A 19438-nucleotide genomic window follows, 5' to 3' on the forward strand; every position below is an offset into this window, starting at 1 on the left:
CGGGCTCGCATCTTCACGCCGATCCTTCCTTACCCGATCAATGGTTTAACTGCTATGTCATCTTCCCGTCCCGGTTTCGGCTGCAGCTGGTTGCCCTATGCGTTGGTGCTGCCGCAGCTGCTGATTACCGCCGTCTTCTTTTTATGGCCCGCCGGCGAAGCGCTGTGGTATTCGGTGCAGAGCCTCGATCCGTTCGGCCTCTCCAGCCAGTTTGTCGGGCTGGATAACTTTAAACAGCTGTTCCAGGATCCTTACTACCTCGACTCGTTCTACACCACGCTGATCTTCAGCTTCCTGGTGGCGGGCATCGGGCTGGCGGTTTCGCTGTTCTTCGCCGCGCTGGTGGACTACGTGCTGCGCGGCAGCCGCCTCTATCGCACGCTGATGATCCTGCCCTACGCGGTGGCGCCGGCGGTGGCGGCGGTATTGTGGATCTTTCTGTTCAACCCCGGCCTGGGGCTGATCACCCATTTCCTCAACGGGCTGGGCTATAACTGGAACCATGCGCAAAACAGCGGCCAGGCGATGTTCCTGGTGGTGCTGGCCTCGGTATGGCAGCAGATAAGCTATAACTTCCTGTTTTTCCTCGCGGCGCTGCAGTCTATCCCGCGTTCGCTGGTGGAAGCGGCAGCCATCGATGGCGCCGGCCCGGTGCGGCGCTTCTTCCATCTGGTGCTGCCGCTGATCGCGCCGGTGAGCTTCTTCCTGCTGGTGGTCAATCTGGTGTACGCCTTCTTCGATACCTTCCCGGTGATCGACGCTGCCACCGGCGGCGGGCCGGTGCAGTCCACCACCACGTTGATCTACAAGATCTACCGCGAAGGCTTCGCCGGGCTGGATCTCTCCAGCTCCGCCGCACAGTCGGTGATCCTGATGCTGTTGGTGATCGGCCTGACGGTGATCCAGTTCCGCTTCGTTGAACGTAAGGTGCGCTATCAATGATTGAGAATCGACGCGGGCTGGATATCTTCAGCCATGTGATGCTGATTATCGGCGTGCTGGTGGTGCTGTTCCCGCTGTACGTGGCCTTTGTCGCCGCCACGCTGGATGACAAACAGGTGTTTCAGGTGCCGATGACGCTGGTGCCCGGCGGCCACCTGTGGGAGAACATTCGCAATATCTGGCAGGGCGGCGTGGGCAACCTCAAGGTGCCGTTCTCGCTGCTGCTGCTCAACAGCGTAATCATGGCGTTGGCGATCACCTGCGGCAAAATCGCGGTGTCGGTACTGTCGGCTTACGCCATCGTGTATTTCCGTTTCCCGCTGCGCAGCCTGTTTTTCTGGCTGATTTTCCTCACCCTGATGTTGCCGGTGGAAGTGCGCATTTTCCCGACGGTGGAGGTGATCTCCAACCTCAACCTGCTGGACAGCTATACCGGCCTGACGCTGCCGCTGATGGCCTCGGCCACCGCTACCTTCCTGCTGCGCCAGTTCTTCATGACGCTGCCGGATGAGCTGCTGGAGGCGGCGCGCATCGACGGCGCCGGGCCGATGCGTTTCTTCTGGGACATCGTGCTGCCGCTGTCGAAAACCAATCTGGCGGCGCTGTTTGTCATCACCTTTATCTACGGCTGGAACCAATATCTGTGGCCGATCCTGATCACCAGCGACGCTTCGATGGGCACCGCGGTGGCGGGCATCAAGAGCATGATCTCCACCTCCGGCGCGCCGACCCAGTGGAACCAGGTGATGGCGGCGATGATTCTAACTTTATTGCCACCGCTGGCGGTGGTGCTTCTGATGCAGCGCTGGTTTGTGCGCGGTCTGGTTGATAGCGAGAAATAACGACGATGGCAGGATTAAAACTACAGGCGGTCACCAAGTCTTACGACGGTAAAACGCCGGTGATCAAACAGATCGACCTCGACGTGGCGGACGGTGAATTTATTGTGATGGTCGGCCCGTCCGGCTGCGGCAAATCTACGCTGCTGCGTATGGTGGCCGGGCTGGAGCGCACTACCAGCGGCGATATCTATATCGATACCCGGCGCGTGACCGATCTGGAGCCCAAGGATCGCGGCATCGCGATGGTGTTCCAGAACTACGCGCTCTATCCGCACATGAGCGTGTACGACAACATGGCTTACGGCCTCAAGATCCGCGGTTTCGGCAAAGATCATATCCGCCAGCGGGTGGAGGAAGCGGCGCGCATCCTGGAGCTGGAGCCGCTGCTCAAGCGCAAACCGCGCGAACTTTCCGGCGGCCAGCGCCAGCGGGTGGCGATGGGGCGCGCCATCGTGCGCGAACCGGCGGTATTCCTGTTCGATGAGCCGCTGTCCAACCTGGACGCCAAGCTGCGGGTGCAGATGCGCCTGGAGCTGCAACAGCTGCACCGCCGTCTGAAAACCACCAGCCTGTACGTGACTCACGACCAGGTGGAGGCGATGACGCTGGCGCAGCGGGTGATCGTGATGAATAAGGGCGTGGCAGAGCAGATCGGCACCCCGAGTGAAGTGTACCAACGGCCGGCTTCGCTGTTCGTCGCCGGCTTTATCGGCTCGCCGGCGATGAACCTGCTGCCCGGCACCCTGAGCGCCGACGGCGGCCAGCTGCTGTTGGCGGACGGCATGACGCTGCCGTTGCCGGCGGCCAAGCCGCAGTGGGCGGGGCGGCAGTTGACGCTGGGTATTCGGCCGGAGCATATTCAATTGGTGGCGCAAGGCCAGGGCGTGCCGCTGCAGCTGCAGACGCTGGAACTGCTGGGAGCCGACAATCTGGCGCACGGCCAGTGGGGCGGTCACGGGGTGATCGCGCGGCTGTCGCATGAAACCTTGCCGACGGCGGGCAGTACGCTATATTTGCAGCTGCCTGCTCAGGCGCTGCACTTCTTTGACACCCACAGCGGATTACGGATGGATTGATGACAAGACCCTGGCCTTACCCTCATATCGTTGCCCACCGCGGCGGCGGTTCTCTGGCGCCGGAAAATACCCTGGCGGCGATCGACGTCGGCGCGCGCCACGGCCACAAGATGATCGAGTTCGACGCCAAGCTGGCGCAGGACGGGCAAATTTTCCTGCTGCACGACGACACGCTGGATCGCACCAGCAACGGTTGGGGCGTGGCGGGCGAGCTGCCGTGGGACAAACTGGTGCAGCTGGACGCCGGCAACTGGTACAGCTCGGCCTTCAAGGGCGAGCGGTTGCCGCTGCTGTCGGAGGTGGCGGAACGCTGCCGGGAACACGGCCTGATGGCCAATATCGAGATCAAACCGACCACCGGCAGCGACGATGAAACCGGCCGGGTGGTGGCGCTGGCGGCGCGGTTGCTGTGGCAAGGGCAGACCGATCCGCTGCTTTCTTCCTTCTCGGTAGAAGCGCTGGCGGCGGCGCAGCGCACCGTGCCGGATTTGCCGCGCGGCTTGCTGCTGGAGGCCTGGGACGACAACTGGCGCGAGCTGACCGAACGCTTGGACTGCGTCTCGCTGCATATCGACCACAAAGCGCTGACCGCCGAGCGGGTGAAAGCGTTGAAAGACGCCGGGCTGCGTATTTTGGTGTATACCGTCAACCAACCGGATCGCGCGCGCCTGCTGCTCGACTGGGGCGTTGACTGCATTTGCACCGACCGGATAGATTTGATTGGCCCGGCTTTTTAATCCGGCGCCGATGAATCCCGCGACGACAAGCCTTGCCGCCGCACCACCGGAAGGAATGCGATGCCTGGCTTTATCCTGTCACTGTGGCACCAGATCGTGCTGTCTTTACCGCTGTTCGTCCTGATCGCATTGGGTTATGGGCTGATTCGCTGGGGGAAATGGCCCTCCAGCATCACCGATGGCCTGACGCGCTTCGTGTTTTCCCTCGCCTTGCCCGCCATGCTGTTTCGCATGATGTGCGACTTCTCGCAGCGCCCGGCGGTCGACGCCCGGCTGCTGATCGCGTTCTTTGGCAGCTGCCTGATCGTATTTGTGCTTGGCCGCCTGGTCGCCCGGCACCTCTTCCGGTTGGATGGCGTCGCCGGATCGGTGTTTGCGTTAGGCGGTATTTTCTCCAATAACGTGATGCTCGGTTTACCTATCGCCAGCGTAATGCTGGGGCAGGCGGCGATCCCGTCGGTGGCGCTGGTGCTGGTGTTCAACGGCCTGATCCTGTGGACGCTGGTGACGGTGTCGATCGAATGGGCGCGCAACGGCTCGCCGACGTTGAGTGGTTTCGCTAAAACCGCGCGCAGCGTGCTGACCAACCCGCTGATCGTCGGCATTTTGTCCGGCACGCTGTTTAGCCTGACCGGCTTGCCGCTGCCGGACTTCGTCGATCGACCGGTCAGCATGCTCGGCCAGGTGGCGGCGCCGCTGTCGCTGGTGGTGCTTGGCATGGGGCTTGCCGAGTACCGCATCAGCGAAGGCTGGCAGCTGAGCAGCGCCATCTGCGTGCTGAAGTTGCTGGTGCAGCCGCTAGTGATTTGGCTGCTGGCCTGGATGATGGATCTGCCGCCGATGGAAACCCGCGTTGTTGTGCTACTTGGATCGATGGCGGTGGGGGTGAACGTCTACCTGATGTCGCGCCAGTTCAATACGCTCACCGGCCCGGCCGCCACCAGCCTGGTGATGTCCACCGTGCTGGCGGCGATCACCACGCCGCTGATCCTCACCGTTATGGGCGTGCGGGCGTAGCCGGCATCGGCGCCTGCGGCACCGCCGGTGCGGTGCGATTGAACGGATCGCGCGGCTGGTTGCCGTTAGGCAGCAGTTGCCCGCCGTTCGGCGTGGTTTGCATCAGCTGTTGCCGCTGATTGTCGAACTGTCGCTGCTGCTGCAGGCGGCGTTGATCCATCTGGCGGTTGTTCAACAAGCGCTGTTGCTGCGCTTGCTGGTTGTTTTGGTTGAGTAACTGCTGCTGTGAGCGCAGGTCGGTTACGCCGTTGGCCGCCGCCGCCAACCCAGGCAGCAACAGCAGAGCGAACAGAATGTGAGACGTTTTCATGATGGTTACCTCGCCTTTTTATTAAGCCTAACCCAGCGGTGAAATTTTGCCGGTAGTTTGTCTTTTGTTCAGATGTAAACTGCCTTTCATCCCCTTAGGCGTCCATCTTCCGTTACAATCGCCCTTTCGGTCTTTTTAGGGTGAACCCATCGTGCTGCTTTTGGTTATAACCACCATTCTGTGGGCATTTTCTTTCAGCCTGATTGGCGAGTACCTGGCGGGCCACGTCGACAGCGGATTCTCGGCGCTGGTGCGCATCGGGCTGGCGGCGCTGGTGTTTCTGCCGTTTCTGCGTTGGCGCAACATCAAACTCAAGGTGATCCTGCTGTATATGCTGGTGGGGGCCTTCCAACTGGGCATCATGTACCTGTTCAGCTTCCGCGCCTATCTCTACCTGACGGTGCCGGAATTCCTGCTGTTCACCGTGCTGACGCCGCTGTACATCACGCTGATCTACGACTTGCTGAGCGGCCGACGCCTGCGTTGGGGCTACGTCTTCAGCGCGCTGCTGGCGGTGCTGGGCGCGGCGATCATTCGCTATCACCAACTGAGTGAACACTTCTGGTGGGGGCTGCTGTTGGTGCAGGCGGCGAATATCAGCTTCGCCATCGGCATGGTCGGCTATAAGCGCCTGATGGAAGTGCACCCCTTGCCGCAGCACACCGCCTTTTCCTGGTTCTACCTGGGGGCGGCGGTGGTGGCGGTGGTGGCCTGGTTCCTGTGGGGTAACCCGCAGCAGCTGCCAACCACCAACCTGCAGTGGGGCGTGCTGATCTGGCTGGGCGTGGTGGCGTCGGGACTGGGTTACTTCATGTGGAACTATGGCGCGACGCAGGTCGATGCCGGCACGCTCGGCATCATGAACAACATGCATGTGCCGGCCGGGCTGCTGGTCAATCTGGCCATCTGGCAGCAGCAGCCGCACTGGCCGAGCTTTATCATCGGCGGGGCGGTGATCGTCGCTTCACTGTGGGTGCATCGACGCTGGGTGGCGCCGAAGCAGCTCGGCTAAACGGGGGCCGGCAGTTTATACGCCGGCCGCCAACGCTTTGGCGCCGGTCGCGCCAGGGCGTGCGGCGTCGCGCACGAACGGCAGATGATCGCAGGCGTGCTGGCGGGCCGAGCGGATAAAGGCTTCGGTCACCGCCTGGCGCTGTTCACCGTCGCGCACGGCGGCGTACAGGCGGCTCCACAGGCCGTCACCCAGGGTTTTGGTCACCACCAGCCCCTGCCGTTCGAAACTCTCCACCACCCAGTGCGGCAGCGCCGCAATCCCCATCCGCGCCGATACCATCTGGATCAGCAGCAGCGTGTTATCGACGTTCTTCAATGCCGGGTTGACGCCCGCCGGCTGCAGGAAATGCCGCCAGATATCCAGCCGTTGGCGCTGCACCGGGTAAATCAACAGTGTTTCATCGCTCAAGTCTTCCGGCTCGATGTGCGGCTTGCCGGCGAGCGGATGATCCGGCGCCAGCACCAGACGCACCTCGAAATCGAACATCGGCGAATAGTGCAGGCCGCTGCGCGGCAGAATATCCGACGTCATCACCAGATCCAGCTCGCCCTGTTGCAGGGCCGGCTGCGGATCGAAAGTGACGCCGGAGGTGAAGTCCATCACCACCTGCGGGAAACGCTGGCGGAAGTTGTCCAGCGCCGGCGTCAGCCACTGAATGCAGCTGTGGCATTCGATGGCGATGCGCAGCGTGGTCTGATGCGGCTCGTGGCAGGCCTGCAGCGCCTGTTGGATCTGCGGGAGGACCTGCTCCGCCAGCTGCAGCAGGATCTCGCCCTGGGCGGTGAAGCGCAAGGGCTGGCTCTTGCGCACGAACAGCTTGAAGCCCAGACGTTGCTCAAGATCGCTGAACTGGTGCGACAGGGCAGACTGCGTCTGGTGAAGTTGGGCCGCCGCCCCCGCCAGCGAACCGCTGTTGCGCAGGGCCTGCAGCGTCCGTAAATGTTTCAGTTCGATCATGAGAGTCCTTCACATTGACAGTGAATAAATTGCGCTTGTGGTTAATACAGTACCTGCTGATTATGGATGTGTAAACATCTGGACGGCTAAATGGGGAATATGACGATGGCAATTTTGAATCACACACTGGGTTTTCCTCGCGTTGGGCTACGACGTGAGCTGAAAAAAGCTCAGGAAAGCTACTGGGCCGGCAACTCAACGCAGGAAGAGCTGTTGGCGGTTGGCCGCGAGCTGCGCGCTCGTCATTGGCAACAGCAACAGCAGGCCGGGGTGGATTTGGTGCCGGTCGGCGATTTCGCCTGGTACGATCATGTGTTGACCACCAGCCTGCTGCTGGGCAACGTGCCGGCGCGCCATCAGAATGCGAATGGCTCTATTGATCTGGACACGCTGTTCCGCATCGGCCGTGGCCGCGCACCGACCGGCGAGCCGGCGGCCGCGGCGGAAATGACCAAATGGTTTAACACCAACTATCACTACATGGTGCCCGAATTCCAGCAAGGCCAGCAGTTCAAACTGGGCTGGACTCAGCTGTTGGACGAAGTGGATGAAGCGCTGGCGCTCGGCCATCGCATCAAGCCGGTGCTGCTTGGCCCGGTGACTTATCTGTGGTTAGGGAAAGTGAAGGGCGAGCCGTTCGACCGCCTGTCGCTGCTGAAAGAGATCCTGCCGGTTTACCAGCAGGTGCTGGCCGAGCTGGCGAAGCGCGGCGTCGAGTGGGTGCAAATTGACGAGCCTGCGCTGGTGCTGGAGCTGCCGCAAGCCTGGCTGGACGCGTTCAAACCGGCTTACGACGCGCTGCAGGGGCAGGTGAAGCTGCTGTTGACCACGTATTTCGACAGCGTAGGCCACAACCTCGACACCATTCGCACGCTGCCGGTGCAGGGGCTGCATGTCGATCTGGTCGCCGGTCATGACGATATCGCCGCGCTGAGCGCCGCATTGCCGCAAGATTGGCTGCTGTCGCTGGGGGTGATCAACGGCCGCAACGTTTGGCGCGCCGATCTGAGCCGCTGGTTTGAACGTCTGCAGCCGCTGGTGGGCTCCCGCCCGCTGTGGATTGGCTCCTCCTGTTCACTGCTGCACAGTCCGATCGACCTGAGCGTGGAAAGCCGTCTGGACGAAGAAGTGAAAAGCTGGTTCGCCTTCGCGCTGCAAAAATGCGCCGAGCTGGCGCTATTAAGCTCGGCGCTGAACGCGCCTGACACGACGAAACAGGCTGAACTGGACGCCTACAGCGCGCCGATCCGCGCCCGCCGTCAGTCGAGCCGCGTGCATAACCCACAGGTTGAGCGCCGGCTGGCCGCGATCACCGCGCAGGACAGCGAACGCCACAGCGCTTACGCCGAGCGCGCCAGGGCGCAGCGCGAGCGTTTCAACCTGCCGGCCTGGCCGACCACCACCATCGGTTCGTTCCCGCAGACCACCGAGATCCGCGGCCTGCGTCTGGACTTCAAACAGGGCCGTTTGGACGGCAACAACTACCGCACCAGCATCGGTGAGCACATCAAACAGGCGATCGTCGAGCAGGAGCGCCTCGGGCTTGACGTACTGGTGCACGGTGAAGCCGAGCGCAATGACATGGTGGAATATTTCGGCGAGAACCTGGACGGCTTCGTGTTTACCCAGAATGGCTGGGTGCAGAGCTACGGCTCCCGCTGCGTGAAGCCGCCGGTCATCATCGGTGACGTCAGCCGCCCGGAAGCCATCACCGTCGAATGGGCCAAATTCGCCCAGTCGCTGACCGACAAGCCGGTAAAAGGCATGTTGACCGGGCCGGTGACCATCCTGTGCTGGTCGTTCCCGCGTGAAGACGTGACCCGCGAAGTGATCGCCAAGCAGATTGCGCTGGCGCTGCGCGACGAGGTGGAAGATCTGGAAAAAGCCGGTATCGGCATCATCCAGATCGACGAGCCTGCGCTGCGCGAGGGGCTGCCGCTGCGCCAATCCGACTGGGCCGCCTACCTGAATTGGGCGGTGGACGCCTTCAAATTGAACGCCGCCGTGGCGCAGGATGACACCCAGATCCACACCCACATGTGTTACTGCGAGTTCAACGACATCATGGACTCCATCGCCGCGCTGGACGCCGATGTGATCACTATCGAGACCTCGCGTTCCGATATGGATCTGCTGGAAGCCTTCAAAGAGTTCGAATACCCGAACGAAATCGGGCCGGGTGTCTACGATATCCACTCGCCGAACGTGCCGAGCGTGGAATGGATTGAAGCGTTGCTGCGTAAAGCGGCGCAGAACATCCCGGCGGAACGTCTGTGGGTCAATCCGGATTGCGGCCTGAAAACCCGTGGCTGGCCGGAAACCCGGCAGTCGCTGGCCAACATGGTATTGGCGGCGCAGCGCCTACGCGAGCACGCGTGATGCCGTGCGGCGGGTAAACCGCCGCTTATAGATTTACTGGTGTGATGATTGGGCGCTTCGGCGCCCTTTTTTATGCGCGGGAAATTATTTGACGCCGTGCTGGGCGAACCACGCCAGCATGCGCTGCCAGCCGTCCTCCGCCGCTTCGGCGTTGTAGCTGGGGCGATAGTCGGCGTTGAATGCGTGCCCGACGCCAGGATATACCACGATTTCGGCCTCGGCGTTGGCGGCGCGGATCGCCTGACGCATGGTTTCCACCGTCTCCAGCGGAATGCCGCTGTCCTGCCCGCCATACAGCCCCAGCACCGGCGTTGACAGGTGGGTGGCGACATCGACCGGATGCTTCGGTGAATTCAGCGTTTTCTCGCCGACCAGTTTGCCGTACCAGGCGACCGCCGCCTTCAACTGCGGGTTGTGCGCCGCGTACAGCCAGGTAATGCGGCCGCCCCAGCAGAAACCGGTGATCGCCAGCTTGCCGGCGTCGCCGCCGTGGCGGATAGCCCAGTGCGCGGCGTGATCCAGATCCGACAGCACCTGACGATCCGGCACCTTGGTCACCAACTGCTGGAACAGTTCGCCGATATCGGTGTAGTCGTTGGCGTCGCCCTGACGGAAATAGAGCTCGGGCGCGATTGCCAGATAGCCCTGCTTGGCCAGGCGACGGCACAGATCCTGAATGTGCTCATGGACGCCGAAGATTTCCTGTACCACCAGCACGATGGGGAAGGGGCCGTTATGGTCGGCGGGTTTGGCGACATAGGCCGGCAGCGCGTCGCCCTGAGAAGGGATGGTCGTTTGCCCGGCGTGAATGCCCTGTTCGTCGGTGATAATCGCGGAGGCGGCCAACGGCGCGGCGGCCGGGGCGAATCCCCCCTGAGCCTGTTCTAATGTCATCACATGTTCGGTTTTCATTGCGGTCTCCGTGCAATAGAAAAAAGCGCTGAGATTAACTATAGGAAAGATTACCCATTATTGGCGCTGCGTGGCGCACTTTCGGACAAGTCGATAAAAAACGGCTAATTATCTGGCTTTGCGGCATTTTTAAGCGCTTTTTATCATGTTATTACGCGTTTTGGCCCACGTAAGTGCCATAAGGTGCGTTAGAGGGCTTTTTTGTCCCTAAGCAACCGATAAGATGGGGGTATTTCGAATTGATGAGCTAAATAGTTTCAGTCGGCAACCAACGGGCAGGGAGCGGCAAGGTTTGTCGGCTAGACTGAGATTTAGCGGTGCGTTCTGGATGCGTCATAGTGATTTTTTTCGTGATAAAAATCACAAAAAATATGTAGCATGTGATTTGTTTCTCTTTTCATAGTGACTGTCGTCACGAAATTAAGCGGCGATTTTCAGTAGAGTGCTTTTTTGTTCCTCCCAATAAACATGATCCATGAGGAGTCTCGTATGTCTCAGTCTGATGTTTTTCATCTCGGCCTCACCAAGAACGATTTACAAGGGGCCCAGCTTGCCATCGTGCCGGGCGATCCGCAGCGCGTAGAGAAGATTGCCAAGCTGATGGAAAATCCGGTGCATCTGGCCTCCCATCGTGAATTCACCACCTGGCGCGCAGAGCTGGACGGCAAGGCGGTGATCGTCTGCTCCACCGGTATCGGCGGCCCGTCTACCTCTATCGCGGTGGAAGAGCTGGCGCAGCTGGGCATTCGCACCTTCCTGCGCATCGGCACCACCGGCGCCATTCAGGCCAATATCAACGTCGGTGACGTGCTGGTGACTACGGCGGCGGTACGCCTCGACGGTGCCAGCCTGCACTTTGCGCCGATGGAGTTTCCGGCGGTCGCGGACTTCGCCTGCACCACTGCGCTGGTGGAAGCGGCCAAGGCCAGCGGCGCGACCACCCACATTGGCGTGACCGCCTCTTCCGATACTTTCTACCCGGGCCAGGAACGTTACGACACCTACTCCGGCCGCGTGGTCAGCCGTTTTAAAGGCTCGATGGAAGAGTGGCAGGCGATGGGCGTGATGAACTATGAAATGGAATCCGCCACGCTGCTGACCATGTGCGCCAGCCAGGGCCTGCGCGCCGGCATGGTGGCTGGGGTGATCGTTAACCGCACCCAGCAAGAGATCCCGAACGCCGAAACCATGAAAAACACGGAAAGCAAAGCGGTGCAGATCGTGGTGGATGCCGCCCGCCGTCTGCTGTAATCACCTTCCCTCAACGGGCCGCTGACGCGGCCCGTTTTTCCATTCGCGGCGAATCTGTTACGGTGATACTCCTCAGCGCTGCGCCGATGGCTGCCGCGCGTTGTCATAACAAAAACAACGAGGACGTTTATGACCGCCCAGATCCTGCTTCATCCTTCGCTTGCGCCGCTCGACGGTGGCATCAATTTCCGCGACTTCGGTGGCAACGGCGTGGCCGACGGGCGCCGCATCAAACGCGGCCTGCTGTTCCGCTCCGGTTCTCTCGAACGGCTGACGGAAAGCGACTGCACTTTCCTCGCTGGAGTGCCGGTACGTTCCGTGCTGGACTACCGCGATGCCGACGAGGTGCAAGCCAAACCGGATATTCTGTGGAATGGCGCCGACTATCACCACGTGCCGGCTAACCCGCTGAGCAGCGAAGTTAACGCCAACCTGGAAAAGCTCACCAACGAAACGCTGGCCGCTTTCGACGCCCGGGCGTTCATGCTGGAGCTGTATCGCCGCCTGCCGTTCGGCAATGCGGCCTATCAGCGGCTGGCGCAGCTGTTGAGCAACCCTGGCGGCGGCGCGATCGTGCAGCACTGCGCGGTCGGCAAGGATCGCACTGGCGTCGGTTCGGCGCTGGTGCTGTTCGCGCTGGGCGCCGACGAAGCGACGGTGCTGGAAGACTATCTGCTGACTGAAACCACGCTGGCCACTTTCCGCGAGCAGATGCTGGATCAGCTGTCTATCAAGCTGAATGCGGCGGCGCTGGAGCAATTCGCCTACGTGCTCAGCGCGCGCGAGGAGTTCCTGATGACGGCGCTGGGCTGCATCCGTCAGCAATACGGCTCCACTGACCGCTGGCTGGAAGCGGAATACGGCCTGGGCGCGGCCCAGCGCGAAGCGCTGCAGGCGTTTTACCTCGAGTAAATTACCGCGTGTTTAGCCGGGGTTTAACTCGCCCCGGCTTATCCTAGGCGGCGAATCATCGCGTATCAGGAGCCCTGCATTGAGCCTCAATGACGTTATCAACTGGGTCAGCGACGTCGTGCGTCAGCACGAAGGCTGGGCCATTCCCATCATCTTCTTCCTGGCGTTCGGTGAGTCGCTGGCGTTTTTGTCGCTGCTGCTGCCGGCCACGGTGATCCTGCTGGCGCTGGGCGCGCTGATCGGCGAAAGCGGCATCGCCTTTTGGCCGATTTGGGCCGCCGCCGCCGCCGGGGCGTTTTTCGGCGACTGGCTCTCTTACTGGATCGGCTATCACTATCAGGATCGCGTGGCCCATATGTGGCCGCTGTCGCGCAATCCGCAGCTGCTGGCGCGCGGCCATGCCTTCTTTGAGCGCTGGGGCGTGCTGGGCATTTTCATCGGCCGCTTTTTCGGCCCGCTGCGCGCCGTGGTGCCGCTGGTGGGCGGCATTTGCGGCATGCCGCAGCGCTATTTCCAACTGGCCAACGTCACGTCGGCGATGATCTGGGCGTTCGGCATTCTGGCGCCGGGGGCATTCGGCATCAAGTGGCTCAGCCAGTGGCTGGGCTGATTTCTCGCTAAATTGCGTAGCGCCGCGCAATATTGTGCGCGGCGGGCAAAATCAGGCTGGACATCCATACAGCCTCCCCTTAACGTGACGGGCAATGGGCGTGCGAAACGCCGGAACGGCAAGGTGCAACAGGAGGCAGGGTGGATACCAGTCTGATTTATGGGATTGGCGGCGTCGCGATCGGCATGCTGTTGGGGTGGCTGATCGCCAGTCTGCGGGTGCAGCAGACGAATGCGCAACATGAAACCGAACTGCGGTTGCTGGAGCAAGCGTTGCAGCAGGCGCAGCAGGAAACGGCCGTGCGGCAGGATACCCTGCAGCGTCATGAGCAGCAGTTGCGCCAGAGCGAGCTGGAGCTGCGCAACCTGCACAGCCAGCTGGCAGCCGGACATGAGAAGCTGCAACAGCTCAACCATTGGCGCAACGAATGCGAACTGCTCAATCAGGAGCTGCGCGCCCAGCGCGAGGTTAACAGCGCGCAGGAGGCCGAGCTGCGCGAAGTCACCATCCGTCTGGAAGAGACGCGTATGGCGGCGGAGGAGAAGCAACGCCTGCTGATCAACAGCGAACAGCGCCTCACCACCCAGTTTGAAAATCTCGCCAATCGCATTTTTGAACACAGCGGCCGCAAGGTGGACGAGCAAAATAAGCAAAGCTTGGATCGTTTACTGCTGCCGCTGCGCGAACAGCTGGACGGTTTCCGCCGCCAGGTTCAGGACAGCTTTGGCCAGGAGGCGCGGGAGCGCCACACGCTGACGCACGAGATACGCAATCTGCAGCAGTTGAACGCGCAGATGGCGCGCGAGGCGATCAACCTCACCAAGGCGCTGAAAGGCGACAACAAAACGCAGGGCAACTGGGGCGAGGTGGTGCTGAGCCGGGTGCTGGAAGCCTCTGGCCTGCGCGAAGGGCATGAGTATGAAACGCAGGTCAACGTGCGGGTGGATCACCAGAGCCGCATGCAGCCCGATGTGATCGTACGCCTGCCGCAGGGCAAGGATGTGGTGATCGACGCCAAGATGTCGCTGATCGCCTACGAGCGCTATTTCAACGGCGAGGATGAGGCGGAGCGCGAGGCGGCGCTGAGCGAACATATCGCCTCGCTGCGCGGTCACATTCGCATGCTGGGCCGCAAGGACTATCAGCAACTGCCGGGGCTGCGCTCGCTGGACTATGTGCTGATGTTCATTCCGGTCGAGCCCGCCTTCCTGCTGGCTATCGATCGCGAGCCGGAGTTGATCAGCGAAGCGCTCAAGCACAACATCATGCTGGTCAGCCCGACCACGCTGCTGGTGGCGCTGCGTACCATCACCAACCTGTGGCGTTATGAGCATCAGAGCCAAAATGCCCAGCGCATCGCCGATCGCGCGGCGAAACTGTATGACAAGATGCGGCTGTTCGTGGACGATATGTCCGCGCTGGGGCAGAGCCTGGACAAGGCGCAGGGCAGTTATCGTCAGGCGATGAACAAACTGAGCGAGGGCCGTGGTAATCTTATCGGCCAAATTGAAGGTTTCCGCGCGCTGGGGGTTGAGGTCAAACGGCCGATCAACCCGCTGCTGGCGCAGCAAGCCGGCGCGCAACACGATGACGCGGAAGAGGCGAACGACGATGATGTCGCCGCGCTGCCGCAGACGAAAGACGATGACGATACCGCCGGGGAGCCGGGCTTCGTTTCGCACGGCTGAGGCCGTGGCGAGGTGGGGTATTCCCCAGGCTTCTGGTACACTCATCAACACAAAATTGACTGAATAGCAGGCAGGACAATGGCAGATCAACCGCAGGAAACCACCGATTTCGGTTTTCGCACCGTCGCTAGAGACGAAAAACAGGCCATGGTGGCGGACGTTTTTCATTCGGTAGCGGCAAAGTATGACGTGATGAACGACCTGATGTCGTTCGGCATCCACCGTATCTGGAAGCGTTTCACCATTGACTGCAGCGGCGTGCGCCGTGGGCAGCGCGTGCTGGATCTGGCCGGCGGTACCGGCGACCTGGCGGCCAAGTTCTCCCGCATGGTCGGCGAGCAGGGGCAGGTGGTGCTGGCGGACATCAACGATTCGATGCTGAAGATGGGGCGCGAGAAGCTGCGCGATCGCGGCATCGTCGGCAATATCAATTACGTGCAGGCCAACGCCGAGGCGTTGCCGTTCCCAGATAACTACTTCGATTGCATCACCATTTCCTTTGGCCTGCGGAACGTGACCGACAAAGACAAAGCGCTGCGCTCGATGTTCCGCGTGCTGAAGCCGGGCGGGCGCCTGTTGGTGCTGGAATTCTCCAAGCCGCTGCTGGCTCCGCTGAGCAAGGCTTATGATGCCTACTCCTTCCACGTGTTGCCGAAGATCGGCGAGCTGGTGGTGAAAGATCCGGACAGTTACCGTTACCTGGCGGAATCGATCCGTATGCACCCCGATCAGGAAACCCTGAAAGGCATGATGGGCAACGCCGGTTTTGAAAACGTCACCTATTTCAACCTGACCGGTGGGATTGTCGCCCTGCATCGCGGCTTCAAGTTCTGAGAGGGAGATGCCGATGCTGTTTACCCCTCTGCTGACCGGTGCGCTGGAAACCTCGCTGAATAACCTGCTGTTTCGCGATCGCAGCATGAAAGCCGCTCGCCAACGCCTGGCGGGCAAGGTGCTGCGCATCGAACTGGAAGAGTTGGCTTCACCGCTGGTGCTGGTGTTCAGCGAACTGCGTGTGGATGTGCTGGGGCAGTCTGAAGACAGTGCCGATTGCACCGTGCGCAGCCGCATTCCCGCCTTACTGAAGCTGCGCGATCGCCAGCAGTTGCCAGTGCTGATGCGCAGCGGCGAATTGACGGTGGAAGGCGATATTCAGGTGGTGCAACAGCTGGTTGGCCTGCTCGATCTGGCGGAGTGGGATCCGGCGGAATGGCTGGCGCCTTATATCGGCGATATCGCCGCTCAGGGCATTACGCAGGCGCTGGGCAAAGGCGCTTCGTTACTCAAGGCCGGATTGATGCGTCGGCAGCAAGACATGGCTGAGGCGCTGACTGAAGAGTGGCGTCTGGCGCCGGGGCCGCTGGAAGTGGTGTGGTTCAATGAAGAAGTGGATGCGCTCGCCCGCGGCGCGGAAGCGCTGATTGCCCGCATGGATAAGTTGGAGGGCAAGCGATGACCCCAGGCGAACTGCGTCGTTTGTATTTTATCGTCCGCGTTTTTCTCAGCTATGGGCTGGACGAGCTGATCCCGACAATGCGTTTGACGCTGCCGCTGCGCTTCGGCCGCCGGCTGCTGTTCTGGATGCCTAATCGGCACAAGGACAAACCGCTGGGCGAACGTCTGCGGCTGGCGCTGCAGGAATTGGGGCCAGTCTGGATCAAGTTCGGCCAGATGATGTCGACCCGCCGCGATCTGTTCCCGCCGCACATTGCCGATCAGCTGACGCTGCTGCAGGATCGGGTGGCGCCTTTCGACGGTGCGCTGGCGCGCAAGCATATCGAGCTGGCGATGGGCGGCCCGCTGGAAGCCTGGTTCGACGACTTCGATCAGCAGCCGCTGGCCTCTGCCTCGATCGCGCAGGTGCATACTGCGCGGTTGAAAACCACCGGCCAGGAAGTGGTGCTGAAGGTGATCCGACCGGATATCGGGCCGATTATCAAAGCCGACGTGCGCTTGATGTACCGGCTGGCCGGTTGGGTGCCGAAGCTGTTGCCGGACGGCCGCCGCCTGCGTCCGCGCGAAGTGGTACGCGAGTACGAGAAAACCCTGCTGGACGAATTGAATCTGCTGCGTGAAGCGGCCAACGCCATTCAGCTGCGTCGCAATTTCGACGGCAGCCCGATGCTGTACGTGCCTGAAGTCTACTCCGACTACTGCCGCGAAAGCGTGTTGGTGATGGAGCGTATCTACGGCATTCCGGTCTCGGACATCGCCACGCTGGAGCAGCAGGGCACCAACATGAAACTGTTGGCGGAACGTGGCGTTCAGGTGTTCTTTACCCAGGTCTTCCGCGACAGCTTCTTCCATGCGGACATGCATCCCGGTAATATTTTCGTCAGCTACGAACATCCGGAAGATCCCTGCTACATCGGCATCGACTGCGGCATCGTGGGTTCGTTGAACAAGGATGACAAACGCTATCTGGCGGAAAACTTCATCGCCTTCTTCAACCGCGATTACCGCAAGGTGGCGGAACTGCACGTCGACTCCGGTTGGGTGCCGCGTGACACCAACGTGGAAGATTTCGAATTTGCTATCCGCACCGTGTGCGAACCGATTTTCGAGAAGCCGCTGGCGGAGATTTCCTTCGGCAACGTGCTGCTGAATCTGTTTAACACCGCGCGCCGCTTCAATATGGAAGTGCAGCCACAGCTGGTGTTATTGCAGAAGACCTTGCTGTATGTTGAAGGACTGGGACGTCAGCTCTACCCGCAGCTGGATCTGTGGACCACCGCCAAGCCGTTCCTCGAGAGCTGGCTGCGCGATCAGGTCGGCATTCCCGCCGTGGTGCGTGCGTTGAAAGAGAAAGCGCCGTTCTGGGCGGAGAAACTGCCCGAACTGCCCGAGCTGTTTTACGACAGCCTGCAGCAGCATAAACTGTTGCAACAAAGCGTTGATAAGCTGACCAACCAGATGCAGGCTCAGCGGGTTCGTCAGGGGCAGTCACGTTATTTGTTCGGCGTTGGCGCTACACTGTTGGTAAGCGGCACGCTGTTGCTGCTGGGGCAAATCGAGGTGTTTCCCGCCTGGATGATGGCCGCCGGCATCGTATGCTGGGTGATTGGCTGGAAGCGAACCACCTGATTTAATTCGTTACTCTGGTAAAGTCGGCTCTATAATGCGGGCTGGCTTTAAAAGACCCTTTAAAATTAGAGGTAATTAAAATGGGCGGTATTAGTATTACGCAATTGTTGATCATCGCAGTGATCGTGGTGCTGCTGTTCGGTACCAAAAAACTGCGCACGCTGGGCTCCGATCTCGGCGCCTCGATCAAGGGCTTCAAAAAAGCGATCGGTGACGATACGCCGTCGACCCCCAATACGGCTGAAAAAAGCAGCCTGGATGATGCTGACTTCTCGGCCAAGCCTATTACCGATAAGCAGCCGGAAGTGAAACCGGAAGAGTCGAAGAACAAAGAGCAGGTATAAACCGTGTTTGACATTGGGTTTAGTGAGCTGCTGCTGGTGCTGGTGATCGGCCTGGTTGTTCTGGGGCCGGAACGCTTGCCGGTTGCGGTCAGAACGGTATCGGGCTGGATCCGCGCGCTGCGCTCGCTGGCGGCCTCGGTGCAGCACGAACTGTCTCAGGAGCTGAAGCTGCAGGAGCTGCAGGACAGCCTGAAAAAAGCCGAACAGGCCGGCCTGCAGAACCTGACGCCGGAGTTGAAGGCGTCGATGGATGAGCTGAAAGACGCGACGGAATCTTTGAAACGCACCTACCGGGGCGAGAAAGAAGAGCTGGCGAACACCATTCATAACCCGCAGGCCATCGATCCGGAAGCTTTGCACGACGGCGTGACGCCGGCGGAAGCGGCAACCAGTGCCAGCGCGCCCGCCGCGGTGCCAAAACCGGCAGTGGAACCTGAAACCGTTGCGGCTGCGCCTGTGGCGGCGCAACCGGCTAAAGCGCCGGTGGAAACCGCGCCTGCTCCTGTCGAACCTGTTGCGGATAAAACCCCAGCGTCTCACCAACCTAGTGGCGATCGTTAATACATGGCTGTTGAAGATACCCAACCCCTTATCAGTCACCTGATAGAGCTGCGCAAGCGGCTGTTGAACTCGATTATTTGCGTGCTGGCGGTGTTCGTGGTGCTGGTGTTTTTCGCCAACGACATCTACCAGCTGGTCTCTGCGCCGCTGCTCAAGCAGCTGCCGGCCGGGGCGAGCATGATCGCCACCGACGTGGCGTCACCGTTCTTTACGCCGATCAAGCTGACCATGATCGTCTCGGTGTTCGTCTCCGCGCCGATGATTCTGTATCAGGTGTGGGCATTCATCGCGCCGGCGCTGTATAAGCATGAACGCCGCCTGATGATGCCGCTGCTGGTGTCCAGCAGCCTGCTGTTCTACCTCGGCATGGCTTTCGCCTACTTCATCGTGTTCCCGCTGGCCTTCGGCTTCTTTGCCAAGACCGCGCCGATGGGGGTGACCATTGCGACCGACATTAAAAACTACCTCGATTTCGTCATGGCGCTGTTTATGGCGTTTGGCGTCGCCTTCGAAGTGCCGGTCGCCATCATTCTGCTGTGCTGGAGTGGCGTCACCTCGCCGGAAGATCTGAAGAAGAAACGGCCGTATGTGTTGGTCGGCGCGTTTGTGGTCGGCATGCTGCTCACGCCACCGGACGTGTTCTCGCAAACCCTGTTGGCGATACCGATGTATCTGCTGTTTGAAGTGGGGGTGTTCTTCGCTCGCTTCTATACTGGAAAACGTCGTCCACAGGCGGAAGAAGAAGACGAGGGTGACGAACCCCCAGCCCCCTGATCCATCTTGATTGCGAAGCCGCCCATT

General features: G+C 60.7%; 20 protein-coding genes. 17 read left to right on the forward strand and 3 right to left on the reverse strand.

Annotation, left to right across the window (positions count from 1 at the left end; genetic code table 11):
- Nucleotides 1–54: 54 nt before the first annotated feature.
- From ugpA to ACJ8J5_RS18460, 5 genes are read left to right on the forward strand one after another with little or no spacing between them, the layout of a single operon-like run.
- A complete protein-coding gene (gene ugpA / locus ACJ8J5_RS18440; RefSeq protein WP_015376293.1) occupies nucleotides 55–942 on the forward strand; it encodes a sn-glycerol-3-phosphate ABC transporter permease UgpA in 888 nt (295 codons plus the stop codon).
- Nucleotides 939–1784 carry a sn-glycerol-3-phosphate ABC transporter permease UgpE gene (gene ugpE / locus ACJ8J5_RS18445; protein ID WP_004934403.1) on the forward strand — a complete coding sequence of 282 codons (846 nt, stop codon included), beginning with the start codon at nucleotides 939–941 and terminating at the stop codon, nucleotides 1782–1784. Before ugpA ends, ugpE begins: the two co-directional genes overlap by 4 nt.
- 5 nt (nucleotides 1785–1789) lie before the next feature.
- Nucleotides 1790–2860, forward strand: a complete 1071-nt coding sequence (locus ACJ8J5_RS18450; RefSeq protein ID WP_308370008.1) for a sn-glycerol-3-phosphate import ATP-binding protein UgpC — start codon at nucleotides 1790–1792, stop codon at nucleotides 2858–2860.
- A complete protein-coding gene (gene ugpQ, locus ACJ8J5_RS18455; RefSeq protein ID WP_025304910.1) occupies nucleotides 2860–3597 on the forward strand; it encodes a glycerophosphodiester phosphodiesterase in 738 nt (245 codons plus the stop codon). The genes ACJ8J5_RS18450 and ugpQ overlap by 1 nt, the downstream gene beginning before the upstream one ends.
- Before the next feature lie 60 nt (nucleotides 3598–3657).
- A complete protein-coding gene (locus ACJ8J5_RS18460) occupies nucleotides 3658–4614 on the forward strand; it encodes an AEC family transporter (RefSeq protein WP_025304911.1) in 957 nt (318 codons plus the stop codon).
- Here the strand turns inward: ACJ8J5_RS18460 and ACJ8J5_RS18465 are convergent.
- Nucleotides 4595–4924, reverse strand: coding sequence for a hypothetical protein (locus tag ACJ8J5_RS18465; RefSeq protein WP_025304912.1), 330 nt, complete (start codon nucleotides 4922–4924; stop codon nucleotides 4595–4597). The two genes, ACJ8J5_RS18460 and ACJ8J5_RS18465, sit on opposite strands and share 20 nt — an antisense overlap.
- A gap of 151 nt (nucleotides 4925–5075) precedes the next feature.
- Between ACJ8J5_RS18465 and ACJ8J5_RS18470 the strand changes: the two genes are divergently transcribed.
- Nucleotides 5076–5936: a carboxylate/amino acid/amine transporter gene (locus ACJ8J5_RS18470; protein WP_025304913.1), complete on the forward strand. Its 861-nt coding sequence runs from the start codon at nucleotides 5076–5078 to the stop codon at nucleotides 5934–5936.
- A gap of 15 nt (nucleotides 5937–5951) precedes the next feature.
- Here ACJ8J5_RS18470 and metR read toward each other — a convergent pair whose 3' ends face one another.
- Entirely contained in the window at nucleotides 5952–6896 is a 945-nt protein-coding gene (gene metR / locus ACJ8J5_RS18475) for an HTH-type transcriptional regulator MetR (protein ID WP_016929455.1), read from the reverse strand.
- Nucleotides 6897–6986: 90 nt separating this feature from the next.
- On the opposite strand from metR, the gene metE reads away from it, so the two are divergent.
- The gene (metE, locus tag ACJ8J5_RS18480; protein ID WP_414105102.1) at nucleotides 6987–9275 is read left to right on the forward strand and encodes a 5-methyltetrahydropteroyltriglutamate--homocysteine S-methyltransferase; all 2289 of its coding nucleotides are present in this window, start codon (nucleotides 6987–6989) and stop codon (nucleotides 9273–9275) included.
- 84 nt (nucleotides 9276–9359) lie between these two features.
- Here metE and ACJ8J5_RS18485 read toward each other — a convergent pair whose 3' ends face one another.
- Entirely contained in the window at nucleotides 9360–10187 is an 828-nt protein-coding gene (locus tag ACJ8J5_RS18485) for a dienelactone hydrolase family protein (RefSeq protein WP_025304915.1), read from the reverse strand.
- Between the two features lie 489 nt (nucleotides 10188–10676).
- On the opposite strand from ACJ8J5_RS18485, the gene udp reads away from it, so the two are divergent.
- The 10 genes from udp (at nucleotide 10677) to tatC (ending at nucleotide 19411) form a co-directional block, all read left to right on the forward strand.
- On the forward strand, nucleotides 10677–11438 hold the full coding sequence (gene udp, locus ACJ8J5_RS18490; RefSeq protein WP_004934432.1) for a uridine phosphorylase: 762 nt from the start codon (nucleotides 10677–10679) through the stop codon (nucleotides 11436–11438).
- A gap of 129 nt (nucleotides 11439–11567) precedes the next feature.
- Nucleotides 11568–12350 (forward strand): tyrosine-protein phosphatase, encoded by a 783-nt coding sequence (locus tag ACJ8J5_RS18495; protein ID WP_025304916.1) that lies wholly within the window; start codon nucleotides 11568–11570, stop codon nucleotides 12348–12350.
- Between the two features lie 79 nt (nucleotides 12351–12429).
- Nucleotides 12430–12960 carry a DedA family protein gene (locus ACJ8J5_RS18500; protein ID WP_004934438.1) on the forward strand — a complete coding sequence of 177 codons (531 nt, stop codon included), beginning with the start codon at nucleotides 12430–12432 and terminating at the stop codon, nucleotides 12958–12960.
- 140 nt (nucleotides 12961–13100) lie between these two features.
- Nucleotides 13101–14648, forward strand: coding sequence for a DNA recombination protein RmuC (gene rmuC / locus ACJ8J5_RS18505; RefSeq protein WP_049209369.1), 1548 nt, complete (start codon nucleotides 13101–13103; stop codon nucleotides 14646–14648).
- Between the two features lie 78 nt (nucleotides 14649–14726).
- Nucleotides 14727–15482, forward strand: a complete 756-nt coding sequence (gene ubiE / locus ACJ8J5_RS18510; protein ID WP_025304918.1) for a bifunctional demethylmenaquinone methyltransferase/2-methoxy-6-polyprenyl-1,4-benzoquinol methylase UbiE — start codon at nucleotides 14727–14729, stop codon at nucleotides 15480–15482.
- Between the two features lie 13 nt (nucleotides 15483–15495).
- A complete protein-coding gene (gene ubiJ, locus ACJ8J5_RS18515) occupies nucleotides 15496–16104 on the forward strand; it encodes a ubiquinone biosynthesis protein UbiJ (protein WP_025304919.1) in 609 nt (202 codons plus the stop codon).
- The gene (gene ubiB, locus ACJ8J5_RS18520) at nucleotides 16101–17732 is read left to right on the forward strand and encodes a ubiquinone biosynthesis regulatory protein kinase UbiB (RefSeq protein ID WP_025304920.1); all 1632 of its coding nucleotides are present in this window, start codon (nucleotides 16101–16103) and stop codon (nucleotides 17730–17732) included. The genes ubiJ and ubiB overlap by 4 nt, the downstream gene beginning before the upstream one ends.
- Before the next feature lie 80 nt (nucleotides 17733–17812).
- Entirely contained in the window at nucleotides 17813–18076 is a 264-nt protein-coding gene (tatA, locus tag ACJ8J5_RS18525; protein ID WP_004934452.1) for a Sec-independent protein translocase subunit TatA, read from the forward strand.
- 3 nt (nucleotides 18077–18079) lie between these two features.
- Nucleotides 18080–18637, forward strand: a complete 558-nt coding sequence (tatB, locus tag ACJ8J5_RS18530; protein ID WP_334274028.1) for a Sec-independent protein translocase protein TatB — start codon at nucleotides 18080–18082, stop codon at nucleotides 18635–18637.
- Between the two features lie 3 nt (nucleotides 18638–18640).
- Nucleotides 18641–19411 (forward strand): Sec-independent protein translocase subunit TatC, encoded by a 771-nt coding sequence (gene tatC / locus ACJ8J5_RS18535; protein ID WP_004934456.1) that lies wholly within the window; start codon nucleotides 18641–18643, stop codon nucleotides 19409–19411.
- The last annotated feature ends 27 nt before the right edge of the window (nucleotides 19412–19438 follow it).

Origin of the sequence: Serratia sp. CY43202 (genome assembly GCF_052168755.1) — a bacterium.
Taxonomy (GTDB): Bacteria; Pseudomonadota; Gammaproteobacteria; order Enterobacterales; family Enterobacteriaceae; genus Serratia; species Serratia bockelmannii.

Excerpts from the sequence above, each read along its gene's own strand:
- ugpA (WP_015376293.1), top strand. The coding sequence starts at position 55 with ATGTCATCTTCCCGTCCCGGTTTCGGCTGCAGCTGGTTGCCCTATGCG.
- ugpE (WP_004934403.1), top strand. The coding sequence starts at position 939 with ATGATTGAGAATCGACGCGGGCTGGATATCTTCAGCCATGTGATGCTG.
- ACJ8J5_RS18450 (WP_308370008.1), top strand. The coding sequence starts at position 1,790 with ATGGCAGGATTAAAACTACAGGCGGTCACCAAGTCTTACGACGGTAAA.
- ugpQ (WP_025304910.1), top strand. The coding sequence starts at position 2,860 with ATGACAAGACCCTGGCCTTACCCTCATATCGTTGCCCACCGCGGCGGC.
- ACJ8J5_RS18460 (WP_025304911.1), top strand. The coding sequence starts at position 3,658 with ATGCCTGGCTTTATCCTGTCACTGTGGCACCAGATCGTGCTGTCTTTA.
- ACJ8J5_RS18465 (WP_025304912.1), bottom strand. The coding sequence starts at position 4,924 with ATGAAAACGTCTCACATTCTGTTCGCTCTGCTGTTGCTGCCTGGGTTG.
- metR (WP_016929455.1), bottom strand. The coding sequence starts at position 6,896 with ATGATCGAACTGAAACATTTACGGACGCTGCAGGCCCTGCGCAACAGC.
- metE (WP_414105102.1), top strand. The coding sequence starts at position 6,987 with ATGGGGAATATGACGATGGCAATTTTGAATCACACACTGGGTTTTCCT.
- ACJ8J5_RS18485 (WP_025304915.1), bottom strand. The coding sequence starts at position 10,187 with ATGAAAACCGAACATGTGATGACATTAGAACAGGCTCAGGGGGGATTC.
- udp (WP_004934432.1), top strand. The coding sequence starts at position 10,677 with ATGTCTCAGTCTGATGTTTTTCATCTCGGCCTCACCAAGAACGATTTA.
- ACJ8J5_RS18495 (WP_025304916.1), top strand. The coding sequence starts at position 11,568 with ATGACCGCCCAGATCCTGCTTCATCCTTCGCTTGCGCCGCTCGACGGT.
- ubiE (WP_025304918.1), top strand. The coding sequence starts at position 14,727 with ATGGCAGATCAACCGCAGGAAACCACCGATTTCGGTTTTCGCACCGTC.
- ubiJ (WP_025304919.1), top strand. The coding sequence starts at position 15,496 with ATGCTGTTTACCCCTCTGCTGACCGGTGCGCTGGAAACCTCGCTGAAT.
- ubiB (WP_025304920.1), top strand. The coding sequence starts at position 16,101 with ATGACCCCAGGCGAACTGCGTCGTTTGTATTTTATCGTCCGCGTTTTT.
- tatA (WP_004934452.1), top strand. The coding sequence starts at position 17,813 with ATGGGCGGTATTAGTATTACGCAATTGTTGATCATCGCAGTGATCGTG.
- tatC (WP_004934456.1), top strand. The coding sequence starts at position 18,641 with ATGGCTGTTGAAGATACCCAACCCCTTATCAGTCACCTGATAGAGCTG.